Source organism: Hymenobacter sp. UYCo722 (assembly GCF_040547115.1).
GTDB lineage: Bacteria > Bacteroidota > Bacteroidia > Cytophagales > Hymenobacteraceae > Hymenobacter.
The window spans coordinates 193,566-205,296 of sequence record NZ_JBEPPC010000001.1 but is presented as its reverse complement, the minus strand read 5'-3'; the positions used below and the strand labels follow the sequence as shown (position 1 = coordinate 205,296).

The window sequence follows — 11,731 nt, the reverse complement described above, 5'->3', positions numbered from 1 at the left end:
TATTAGTAGAAAATCAAACAGAACGCCGGGCAGCATCCGGCAGGCAATAGGTACTCAATCGTGCAACCGGAAAGGCTGGTAGTGGCACGCCAGACGCTTCGCCGCTGCTCCGTGCCCAGAATACCCGGCAAAGCGTCCTTTTCTCACCTTGCCAACCCAACGTAATTGCGTTACAGTTGCTCCCGGAGCAATCGGTCGAGCACGGCACCCGTCTGGTCGGGGTAGTCAACGGCGATTACCTGGTCTTGGTGCAGCCACTGGTCGACTTTATCGAGGTTTTTATCCTTGAAGTTCTTAATCACAGGCACACCCATCTTTTCCAGCGCCGCCGCATTGCACTGCTGCTCGTATTGCTGCTTCATGGGCATTACCAGCAGTTTTTTACCAAGGTAAAGGGCCTCGGCCGGGGTTTCGAAACCGGCCCCGCACAGCACACCGGCCGCCCGGGCCAGGCTATCCAGAAACGCCGGGCCGCTCACGGGCCACACCCGCACGTTTCCGTACTCGGCGGGCTCGGAGCTGTGTTTGCTGAACACCTCCCACCGCACGCTGCGGCTCAGGTGCTGCAGGCGCTCCACCAGAATTTCCTCCTCAAACGCCGGCAGATACACCGTGTAGTGGCCCTCATTAATCGGGCTCCGCTCGCGCACCTGCTGGCGGATTACGGGCGTGAATATCTCGGGGGCATAGCGCTGAAAATGAAAGCCGTACTGGGCCGTACTCGGCGCGTAGTGCTTCAGCACGGCGCGGCCAGCGGGGTCTTCGCGGTCGGGGCGCGGGGCGGCGGGGTGTAGCACGGCGCTCTGGTGGCTGAGGGCCACGCAGGGCACGTGGCGCAGCTTACAGGCCCAGCTGCTCACCGGCTCGAAGTCGCTGATGACCAAGTCATAGCTCTCCACGGGCAAGTGCCGCACCTCGTGCACAAACTTCACCGAGTTGAACTGCGCGAAAGTCTTTACGAAGTTGATACCGCCTTTTTTACCAAACGCAAACCCCATGCCCCGGGCTTTGTATTTCACGTCGAATGGCAGTGGCAGGTCGGCCGGCGGGCCGCTCACCAGCACATCGAGCTGCTCGCAGCGGGCTTGGAGCAGCGGCACCACGTCGAGGGCGCGGCTGAGGTGGCCGTTGCCGGTACCCTGGATGGCGTAAAGTATTCGGGACATTTAAGGGGTAATAATCGAAATGATGTTTTCAGACCATCATGCTCATCTGGCGTCCGCGCAGCATGACGTGCTGTTTGTGCTATTCAACCCCCCTATTTACGCCTTAATCTTAAATTCGGCCAACAAGCCCTCCAGTAGCTGCGCCGGGTTGGCATCGGCCAGGGCTTCGGCCGCATCTGCTGCTTCGGCTTCGGGTGTTTGCTGCATGGCCGGGTCGTCGTTGTAATAATAGAGTTGCCAGCCCGCTTCGGCCGTGTACTCCAGCGCCGTGAGGTTTTCGACCCAGTCGCCGGAATTCAGGTAGTCTACCGTTCCCTTTGCAGTAGCCAGCGGCTTGATTTCGGGTTGATGAATGTGCCCGCAGGCCACGTAGCGGTAGCCCTCATCGGCGGCAATGGCGGCGGCGGTTTCTTCAAAGTTGCTCACGGCCGCCACCGCCGATTTCACCCGCTCTTTCACCCGTTTGCTGAGGGCCACGCGCGGGCGGCCCAGCCGGGCCAGCCCGTAGTTCACGAAGCGGTTCAGCAGAATCAATAAATCGTAGCCCTGTCCGCCCAGCCGGGCCAGCCAGCGCGAATGCCGCATGGTCACGTCAAATACATCGCCGTGAAACAGCCAGGTACGGCCGTGGGGCAGGTCAAGCACCAGCTTGTTATCGAGGCGAAAGTTGCCCAGCTTCAGGCCCGCGAACTTGCGCAGCAGCTCATCGTGGTTGCCGGTGAGGTAGTGGATTCTCACGCCCTTGGCGGCCAGGCTGGCCAGGTAGCGCACCACCCGCATGTGGGCCGGCGGCCAGTAGTTTTTACTAAACTGCCAGATATCGATGATGTCGCCATTAAGCACCAGCACCTGCGGCCGGATGCTTTTGAGATAGCGCAGCAGCTCTTTGGCATGGCAGCCATAAGTGCCCAGGTGCACGTCGGAGATAACGGCGACCTGTACCCGGCGCTTACGGTGAATTCGGGGCCGCCCGCCCGCTTCCGACCCCTGATTATTAAGCGATTCCGACAAATTATTTACTATTGAGCTCATGCGGCGGCAGCTGGGTTGAACCGGCCACCCCGCATGGGGGTTGGGCTGCGGCGCGGCCGAATGGCCGGCCCCGGGTGCCGCTGCGCGAGCTTGCCCCCTCCCCCGAACGCCGAGCGCAGGCTGCCGAGCGTGTGCAGCAGAAAGGCCACCCACAGAACCAGCTGAAATAACTCATAGATGAGCCAGCGCCCCAGGCGGCGCAGCCCCAAAAGCAAAGCCGGGAAATACATAGTTTGAAACAGTGAAGACCGATGAAAAATCCTGCTTTCAAAGTTCGTCGCTCCCGATGAAGCCTTTATTACGTTCGGATTAAGCTTTCGTCACCAAGGCGGCCATTCACCCAGTGCAATTTCGCCGGCCGGCCGCGGGCCGGAGTTTACCAAGCCTTTCGTTACTTTGTTGGCCCGATTTTTCGTTGGCCATTCCTCCATCCTACACCCTCTTATTTCATTCCTATCTGATGCATTCGTTACCCCGCCTCGCCCGCCATTTTCTCACCCTGGCCCTGTTGTGCCTGTGCGCCGGTGCCGCCCTGGCCCAGCCCACCGGCAAAGCCGCCAAGGGCCGCAAGCGCTACGCCTTCGCTCAGAAGGACGAAGAATCGCCCTACGTAAAAAACGTCACCAAAAACACCGATGAGGAGCAGGATGTCGACGGCTCGTTCACCCGCGTCGGCTACCGCACCTACACCGAAATGGTGGCCGAGCTCACCCACCTCAAAAAGCTGCACGACTGGGCCGACACCACCTACCAGCGCCGTGTGGGCCTGGTGCCTCCCGGGGGCGTGCTCATGGTCGTTATCCACCGCCAGGGCCCTAAAAACGCCGATTTAGGCAACCTTATCATCACCGTAACCGACAAGGACGGCAAGGAGGTATTCGCCCACACCCCGCCCGCCGGCACCGGCCGCTTCTTCGGCCGCGACCTCTACCAGGCGAAGGCCGTTATCCCCTTCCCCAGCATGGCCCCGCAGGAGCTCGCCGTAAGCATTCGCGACATCAAGCTCTACCAGACGTTCGATTACACGCTGGAAATTCCGGCGGCGCAGTAGCCTTTGTGACGCACATTAATGCTTCCGCAAAACCTATATTTTTGACTGGCCTGCTTTCAGGTGAAGCCTATTGGTTCAAGGTCGCAACAAAACCATTTGCGAACGCTCACAATGCAGCCTACAAGCAGTCACCAAGTTTCTGTGATAACAGTCACACTATAGCTCAGGACCATCCAATTTGGTGAAGCTACCAAAATTGGTCAGAACCAGTCGATTTTCCTTGGGTATCAATACTGCTTCTAATGTACGGTTGTTTTTTTGCACCTTGAGGCACTTACATTTAGAATCATAGTGACCCGTAGTCGACATACTGACTTCATCCAGAGTCCCCGCATAAACTGTTTTCACCTCAAAATTATTGGCTTCCCCTTGGGTAATTGTCAGAATATGCCTATTGCCTTTGTATGTACCAACAAACCTATGCCCATCATCACTGCTACAGCCTATTAGTAATATCCCCAAAGTGAATGTCAGGTATTTCATGCCGGTTTTGATAAGAAGATGAGTAAATGTATAGTTGCAGATGTAAGCTTCTCCTAAAAGCACACCACCCAATTACAGAAGCTCAACCTGCACGCCTACCCCCGCAGCCGCACCCACTGCACCGCAATCACCGACTTGGCATCGCGCAGGGGCTCCGCTACCAGCGCTTCCCAGCCTAGCTCCACCATTTCGATGTGCTCGTGTTCCTCGGCCAGCCCGCCACCAGCGCCGGTTCGGCGGCTCACTTCGGCGTAGTACACGGTAATTTCCTCGGCGCTGGTGCCCGGCGAGGGCCAGATGCACACAATTTCCTCCAGCTTGTCAATCTCATAGCCTAGTTCCTCGTGAATCTCGCGGCGCACGGCCGTTTCGGGAGCTTCCCCGGAGTCAATCATGCCGGCGGCAATTTCCAGAATGTCGGCTTCCGGGCCGATGCGAAACTGGCGGGTGAGCACGTACACCTGCCGGGCCGTGTCGTAAACGAGGGCGGCCACGGCCTTGCCGGGCGCAAATTGCTCGCGCCGGAGCTGGTGCTCGCCGTCCTGAACGATTAACTGGTTGACTTTGTAGTGGCCATTGAATACTTGGGTGCGCTCGACAATCTGCATGTTCGGATTTGTGTGTTGTACCTTTGTTGCCACTAGGGCCGCCGTCGGAGCAGCCCGCTGCCCGGCTGCGTCGGGCAAAGCCCCGCGCCTCGGCTGTCTCCGCGAAGTAAGCGCACCTCACTCCAATTCCTCTTCATTCCGGGAATCGGTCGGCCTCCGACGAGCCGCCCACCCTACCCACGCCCGGCCTTTGCCAGCGTGGCCATGCCCGCCTATGCTACGGCGCAGGCTCAACCACTCATTCTGTGGACGACTGTCCACCAATAACTTCTCAAGGGGAAAGACCAATCATTGAGAGCGTTATTCTGAGCTTGTCGAAGCATCTCTACCGCAATAGTAAATCAGATGACTTACGCAGTAAAGATGCTTCGATAAGCTCAGCATGACGGCCTGAATTAATGAAGCCTTGCCCCGAAATTCACATACCCCTCAACATGACGTTTGACGAGTTAAACCTGATTGACCCTATTCTCAAAGCCCTCAAAGAAGAAGGCTATACCACCCCTACTCCTATTCAGGAGCAGGCCATTCCCCACGTGCTGGAAGGTAAAGACCTTCTCGGCGTGGCCCAGACTGGTACCGGCAAAACGGCCGCCTTTACCGTACCCATCCTGCAGGTGCTGCACCGCACGGCTCAGGTGGCGAGCCACGCGCGGGGTGCCATCCGCTGCCTCGTGCTCACGCCAACCCGCGAGCTGGCCATCCAGATTAACGAAAGCTTCGGGGCCTATGGCCGCCATTTGAGCCAGATTCGCCACACCGTTATTTTCGGTGGCGTGAGCCAGGGCTCGCAGGTGGCGCAGCTCAAGCGCGGCGTGGAAGTACTGATTGCCACTCCCGGCCGCCTGCTCGACCTCATGAACCAAGGCTTCGTGGACCTGCGTCAGGTAGAGGTGTTCGTGCTCGACGAAGCCGACCGCATGCTCGACATGGGCTTCATCAACGACATCAAGCGCATTTTACCCAAGCTGCCCGCCAAGCGTCAGACCCTGTTTTTCTCGGCTACCATGCCCGGCCAGATTCAGGAACTCGCCAGCACCATCCTGCGCCCCAACCCGGTGCGCGTGGCCGTTACGCCCGTCAGCAGCACCGCCGAAACGGTGACCCAGTCGGTGTACCTAGTGGAAAACAACGACAAGCCCGCCCTGCTCCGCCACATTCTGGAGGACAAGGGCATCAAGCGCGTACTCGTGTTCACCCGCACCAAGCACGGTGCCGATAAGGTGGTGAAAGCCCTCGCCGCCAACCAGATTCAGGCCGAAGCCATCCACGGCAACAAGAGCCAGAACCACCGCCAGCGTGCCCTGTCGAATTTCAAAGCCGGCAGCACCCGCGTACTGGTGGCCACCGACATCGCCGCCCGCGGCATCGACGTGGACGAGCTGACCCACGTCATCAACTACGAAATCCCCAACGAGCCCGAAACCTACGTGCACCGCATCGGCCGCACCGGCCGGGCCGGCGCTTTCGGCACCGCTTTTTCGTTTGTTGAGGAAGAGGAGCGCGCCTACCTCCAGGATATCCAGAAGCTCATCAGCCGCCAGATTGACGTGGAAGCCGAGCACCCGTTCGTATCCGGCCGCATCAAGCCCGTGATGCTGCACGGCAATGAGCGCATCATCCGGCCCAAAGGCCCGGCTGGTCGGCCGGCTCGCTCCGGCCCCCGCGAGGGTGGCAACGGCGGCGGCGGCCGCTCCGGCGGTGGCCAGGGTGGCGGGCGCTCAGGAGGCAGCAACGGTGGGAGCCGTCCGAGCGGTGAGCGCAGCCGACCGGCCGCGCCGGCCAGCAGTGGACAGTCGGATACCGCGCGCCGCTTCGGCAGCGGTGGAGCCCGCGTGAACGTGGGTGGCAACCGGGAAGGCGGCGACCAGGGCGGCCGCCGTCGGGGCGATGCCGGCGGCACGCGCCGCGGCTCGTTCTAACGGGGCACTTCAAAGTGCATCCCGCGGGCAGCATGTCCGCGCAGTCGAACCGGAGGTTGGCGTAGCCAAGCGTATCATGCTTTCTGAACGACGCACAAACCATCAAAAAGCAGCAGGCTCCGGAAAACTTTTTCCGGGGCCTGCTGCTTTTTAGGGCTGATACTGCATACTTTTTAACTACTGAAAATGGCTCAGCCCACGCTTCCCGTCATTCAGGCCCTGCGCGACACGGCCCAACGTCTCGCCACTCAGGCACCCTACCAGTGGGGCCATATGGGCAGCTGCAACTGTGGCCACCTCGCCCAGACAGTTACCCGCCTCACCAAAGCCGAAATTCATACCCGCGCCATGCAACGCTACGGTGACTGGGAGCGCCAGATTATCGACTATTGCCCCACCAGCGGCCTACCCATCGACCAGACTATCGACGAGATGCTGGCCCTCGGCTTTACCCGCACCGACCTTACCCACTTGGAACGGCTTTCGGATGCCCGCATCCGCCGGGAAATTCCGTTCGAGCGCCGCAATGCCCTCCGCCATAATCAGCGCGACGATGTGGTGCTATACCTCCGCACCTGGGCCGACCTGCTGGAGCACGACCTGCTGGCCGGCATCAGCCTGCCCAGCTTCGCTACCGCGCCGGTGCCCGAGCTAGTAGCTGTTTAATAAAGCATCGCCCTTGGGCCGGCTGAATCAGCCAGATAAAAAAAGCCCCCGCCAGATTTTTGGCGGGGGCTTTTTTAGTAGGACGAGCGGCAATTGCTGAGAGCAGGAGCCAGCCGCGAGTTTTAGTTACGGGTGACGTTGGAGCGCTGAGCTTCGCGGTAGCCTTCGGCGCGGTGAGCGCGCTTGTAAGCAGCATCGGCCGAAGGTTCTTTCTCCGCCTCGGCGGCATCGGGGGCCTGGGCACAGGAGGCCGTCAGGAGCATGGCCGTTGCGGCGGCCAACCAAAGATTCGTGCGGGTCAGTTTCATACCACGAAGGTAACCCACTGCCGCCAAACGAGCAAAGCCTTGTTTCCTGACATCCCCGTTTTCCAGTCGTTGTAGCCCGGTCGTAGTACTCGGCAAAGGGCAGCTGTGCAATTGTTTACATTTGGCAATCCTGACCCGCTTTCTGTTTTATACAGGAATTCAGCGCACTGGCAGCAACAAGTATAGTCGCGGGTATCCAAACAAGCGCCAGCTTAGACAAGTAGATTGCCAATATAACTAATCAAATAACAACCTGCCCTAGCCAAACCGAACATACGGGCTCATAAGCTTAGTAACCGTGTCTGGCTTAGACTGCAGGAGTTTAACGAATCCAACACAGCCGATTGTCAATTTCCTTAGCACCTCGTTATTTAAGGAAACACTTACCACCCCGAGAATCGCGCTAATAACTTACGCAATGCCAAGCAGGAGCAACTGGTAAAACGAGGCCATCTATTGCTTGAACCAACCTAATTCTTTCATTGCATTAGCTAGTTTAATATTGTTGATATACAGTGATTTATTCAAAAAGCACCTTAATAAATATACTAACTATCATCCTAACCATACATCTTAGCATATAACAAAAACAGATATAACGTTTTCACATTCTTTTGCTACTCTCAAAAGATTGTTGAAATGACAGGTACAAGCATTTAGAAAGACCCTGACAAATTGTGCTTTGATGTACTATTCCAAAACTCAACACTTATCAATTCAGATTAAGCCCTCGGTAATTCCCGATTTTGCTTAATTGATTTATCCAAGTACGAGCTTGACATGAAACCAAACAATAGATTGCATTTAACACGCCGAAAAAGCCGATGAATGGGCTGCCTATCTCGGCGGACGGTAATCATATCACCAGGGGTTAGAACTATCAGGTACATTCTCCAGCGAGCGCGAAAAGCTTATTCCCCGCTGTAATGATATCTGATTACGACAAAGTGCAGGGCATTGCCAGGAGTAGCAGCGACCTGGTTATGTTGGCAATTTTTGCCGTCAGCCACAAGGCTCACAGTTCGGCAAGGTCAGTGGCAGCACGCCTGGCCTGATACGCTAAGCGTCGAACAATAACCCAGTGTACAGCCGGAACTGACGGACTTACTCGGGCTGATAATCGGCGAATGAGCCGTCGCGGTAAAAAATCACAATTCGCCGGATTGGCTTTTCGGCCCCGGTGAACAAGGCCGACGCTGCATCGTTGGCCAGCGTGGGCGTGCTGCCCGATATACCCCCCACTACGGGTACCGGGGTCGGGGACGGCATTTTGCCTGGCGGTATCCCTGCTACCGTAGGTGCAAGGGGTGGGATAACCGTTCCGGACGCGGCCACTGGTGCAGCGCTGGAGGCCAATGGCTCGTCATAATCGGCAGTACGCACCGTAGCAGCTTCTTTACCAGGCAATTCAAAGGCACCATTAGTTACCTCAGCAATTTCTTCGGATGCCATAGCCGAGGCTACCGGGGTTGAAGTCGGTGCGGCAACTGACGCAACGCTGTCTTTCGGGGCCAGCGGTACATCGGCGGTATGCAACAGTGGAGCAGCAATTCCGGCCGAAGTCTGGCCAGTTCCCGGCTGTTTCAGCGAAAACCGGGGCGGCATAGGCGGCCGGGCAGCAGTCGGACTCCGCGGCCAGGGCACTGCGACTACGCCAGCCGCCAATACCGGTGCGCCCGCCGTAGAAGCACCAGGTACACCGGGCACGGCGGCCGCAACCAGTGCTGATTTTGACACAGCCTTATCATCACTAGCTGATTGATTATCCGCATATTGAGCAGAGACTACCGGCTTAACTAGGGCTGATGTTAAGAGGCGCTCGGCAGGGGTTGGTTGGGTTGGGGCCACCGATAATGGCACCGCTGCAGTCTCGGCCGGCTGAGGTAACGACATTGCCGGGGCAGCTTCCCTATCGTTGGTCAGCATGGGTTCAGTTCCATTCAGCAGCCAGGCCATCGACAAGTCGGGCATAGCTGCCAGAATACGCTGCACCACTTCTAGGCTGGCCTTATTACGACCCGACAGGATATGACTGATAATTGGGCGGGCCACCCCAATGAGGTCGGCGAATTGAGTAGGAGTCAGCTGACGGCTCTCCAGCAGGGTTCGGATGCGCTCTACCATGTATTAATTTAGATTACAAATGTAGCACATGGCAAGCGCCGGGAGAAATCGCATCCCTTTATTTACTCGTGTTTACAAATGATATTAAATGCCGTGTTGATTAAATAAACATTTGTAAATCATAGGGCAGCACATTCTTCAATAACAAATGTAACTAGTCATTCAGCCATTACTTTATTCCCGCTATATGCCGGCGTAGCGCAAGTAAATACTCGCATTCCTCCTGCCGTAGGCTGGCTCAATCTATCAGGGTTGGGGGTACCGGCTAAGAACAACTAAAGCCTTTTGAGCGGCTCACCAGCGGACAGACAGGGCACAAAAAAGCCCCGGCGGCTGAAGGGCCACCGGGGCTGCGAGAGCAGGCGCGGCACTAGGCCGGCAACGCCTAGTCGAAGTACTCGCGGGCAAGTTTTTTATCAAGTCCGTAGATATCGTCGCGAAAGTGAGGATGCCCGCTGGCATCGGCCCAGGCAGTGAAATACACCAAGTAGACGGGCAGCTTCTCTTTCAGTGTAATGTACTTCTCGCGGTGCGTGGCGATGGTGTCTAGGATGGTCTGCTTGTCCCACTCGGGCCGGTTGCGGAGCAGGTAGGCAGCCAGTTTCATGGGTTCGGCGAGGCGAACGCAACCGTGGCTAAAGCTACGCGAGCTCTGCGAAAACAGCTCGTCGTGGGGCGTGTCGTGCAGATAAATATCGTTCGAGTTAGGGAAGATGAATTTCACGTTTCCAAGGTCGTTTTTAGGCCCCGGGCGGCGGCGCAACGTGTACTTGAAGGTCTCCTTCGTCACGTTGGCCCAGTCGACACTGGCAGGGTCAATCACAGTCGCTTTGCTACCGTAGCCCTTCACTACCTCCATATCAAGGCGGTCGAGATAGCCTGGGTTGGCCGTGAGTTTATCGCGCAGCTCGTTCTCGATGATACTGAACGGCACGTTCCAGTAGGGGGCCAGCACCACGTATTCCATCTTGTCGCTGAAGACGGGTGTTTCGTGCAGCACTTTACCAACGATAACACGCATGTTGAAAGCCTCTTTATTCTCCTCTACCACGTGCAGTGTGTACTCCGGGATATTCACGAGGAGGTAATTCGGCTCAAATTTTTTGGGAAGCCAGCGCCAGCGCTCCATGTTCAGGATAAGCTGGTCGATGCGCGTGCCAATAGGTACGTTGAGTTGCTTAAGCGTTTCGCCGCGCACGATGCCATCGGCTTTCAGGCCGGCGTCTTCCTGAAATTGCTTCACGGCCATCTCCAGCTTAGGGTCGTAAGTGAGGGCCGCTACGGCAGCGGGCTGGCCGGGTTTGGCACCGGCTGTGACCGGTGCGCTGGCCATCGGCTCGTCGGCACCATTGGGCAGGCGCTTGCGCAGGGCGGCTACGGCCGGCGAATACTGGCCGGGTTTAAGGACGGTATTGGCAGGCAAGATAGGCCAGCCACCGGTCCGCTCCTGGGCGCGATAGGTAGCCAGCGCCTTCTTCAACTGGGCGTATTCAGGATGCAGCGGGGCGAACTCGTAATAATTGTAACGGCTCTTGCGCTCGCCCAGGAAGGTAGCCAGCGCCTTATTGAGCTTGATTTTGTTGGGCTTCACCATCCACGACGTGTCTTTCTTATCGCGCGGATTGGCGATGCCCCGGTAGTAGTCGTTGGCCCACTTCAGATAGGTACCGGTCAGGGCTATATCGACCTGGCGCTCCAAGGCATTGCGGCGTACGGAGTCGTCCCGAACCTTTTCCAGTTCGGCCAACATCTTCGATACATCCTTAATCTGATAGTCTTTAGGGTTCAGACCCTCATCCGCAGCTTTACTTATAATAGCCAGTATATTTTTCGCTTGAGCTACTGGCTCGTGGTTTTTAAACCACCCGAGCTGGAACTTACGGTCGCGGTAAAAGCGGAGGGCGGGCAACAACTGGGGCTTGAAAGCCGGCTCGCCCCGGAAGGCCTTGGTAAGTTGGGTGCTGTCCATACGGGGCTGAGGACCGCCCACGCGGGCAACCGATGAGTCGGTGGCTGCCTGGTCGGCAGTTTCAGTCTGGCTGCGCGAATCGGAGCCGCAGGAAGCGAGGGTAGTGCTGCCCAGCGCGGCTAACAGCAGCCACAGCAGAGAAGTAAATCGGAGTAGGAATGTCATTGAGGGAAATAATGCGGGCGAAAAGCTAGCCTCGGCCGTGGCCTTAGCAAAGCTTGTACTGCCAAGCCGTGGGCGGGGTTGCGCCAGGCTGCTTGAGGCCGTAGGGCTGCAAAGTACGCCACAACGCGGCATCGGTTGATTTTTACTCTACCGGAACCGTGCCAGTTCCGTATAAATTTTCACGAAGGTGCACGTACCTACTATCTCTGCTACCGCGCCGTCGACAGGTTCGGCCAT

The 11,731-nt window shown here is 57.5% G+C and carries 11 protein-coding genes; 3 read left to right on the top strand and 8 right to left on the bottom strand.

Translation table 11 applies throughout. The features are described from left to right. Positions 1–170: 170 nt before the first annotated feature. From ABIB44_RS00850 to ABIB44_RS00840, 3 genes are all read right to left on the bottom strand, one after another. Positions 171–1,166: a glycosyltransferase family protein gene (locus ABIB44_RS00850; RefSeq protein ID WP_354582725.1), complete on the bottom strand. Its 996-nt coding sequence runs from the start codon at positions 1,164–1,166 to the stop codon at positions 171–173. A 96-nt stretch (positions 1,167–1,262) separates the two neighbouring features. Further along, positions 1,263–2,198, bottom strand: a complete 936-nt coding sequence (locus ABIB44_RS00845; RefSeq protein ID WP_354582724.1) for a UDP-2,3-diacylglucosamine diphosphatase — start codon at positions 2,196–2,198, stop codon at positions 1,263–1,265. Then, positions 2,195–2,428: a hypothetical protein gene (locus tag ABIB44_RS00840; protein ID WP_354582723.1), complete on the bottom strand. Its 234-nt coding sequence runs from the start codon at positions 2,426–2,428 to the stop codon at positions 2,195–2,197. Before ABIB44_RS00840 ends, ABIB44_RS00845 begins: the two co-directional genes overlap by 4 nt. Positions 2,429–2,658: 230 nt before the next feature. On the opposite strand from ABIB44_RS00840, the gene ABIB44_RS00835 reads away from it, so the two are divergent. Beyond that, positions 2,659–3,249 carry a hypothetical protein gene (locus ABIB44_RS00835; RefSeq protein ID WP_354582722.1) on the top strand — a complete coding sequence of 197 codons (591 nt, stop codon included), beginning with the start codon at positions 2,659–2,661 and terminating at the stop codon, positions 3,247–3,249. A 156-nt stretch (positions 3,250–3,405) separates the two neighbouring features. Here the strand turns inward: ABIB44_RS00835 and ABIB44_RS00830 are convergent, their stop codons facing one another. Further along, on the bottom strand, positions 3,406–3,732 hold the full coding sequence (locus tag ABIB44_RS00830; RefSeq protein WP_354582721.1) for a hypothetical protein: 327 nt from the start codon (positions 3,730–3,732) through the stop codon (positions 3,406–3,408). A 95-nt stretch (positions 3,733–3,827) separates the two neighbouring features. Continuing rightward, positions 3,828–4,340: an NUDIX domain-containing protein gene (locus ABIB44_RS00825; RefSeq protein ID WP_354582720.1), complete on the bottom strand. Its 513-nt coding sequence runs from the start codon at positions 4,338–4,340 to the stop codon at positions 3,828–3,830. Between the two features lie 434 nt (positions 4,341–4,774). Here ABIB44_RS00825 and ABIB44_RS00820 point away from each other — a divergent pair, with 434 nt between their 5' ends. Beyond that, a complete protein-coding gene (locus tag ABIB44_RS00820) occupies positions 4,775–6,262 on the top strand; it encodes a DEAD/DEAH box helicase (RefSeq protein WP_354582719.1) in 1,488 nt (495 codons plus the stop codon). A gap of 186 nt (positions 6,263–6,448) precedes the next feature. Then, entirely contained in the window at positions 6,449–6,928 is a 480-nt protein-coding gene (locus ABIB44_RS00815) for a hypothetical protein (RefSeq protein WP_354582718.1), read from the top strand. 122 nt (positions 6,929–7,050) lie between these two features. Here ABIB44_RS00815 and ABIB44_RS00810 read toward each other — a convergent pair whose 3' ends face one another. From ABIB44_RS00810 to ABIB44_RS00795, 3 genes are all read right to left on the bottom strand, one after another. Then, positions 7,051–7,236, bottom strand: coding sequence for a hypothetical protein (locus ABIB44_RS00810; protein WP_354582717.1), 186 nt, complete (start codon positions 7,234–7,236; stop codon positions 7,051–7,053). A 1,104-nt stretch (positions 7,237–8,340) separates the two neighbouring features. Beyond that, positions 8,341–9,360 (bottom strand): helix-turn-helix domain-containing protein, encoded by a 1,020-nt coding sequence (locus ABIB44_RS20505; RefSeq protein WP_502916480.1) that lies wholly within the window; start codon positions 9,358–9,360, stop codon positions 8,341–8,343. Between the two features lie 385 nt (positions 9,361–9,745). Next, positions 9,746–11,494, bottom strand: a complete 1,749-nt coding sequence (locus ABIB44_RS00795; protein ID WP_354582716.1) for a L,D-transpeptidase family protein — start codon at positions 11,492–11,494, stop codon at positions 9,746–9,748. Positions 11,495–11,731: the final 237 nt, after the last annotated feature.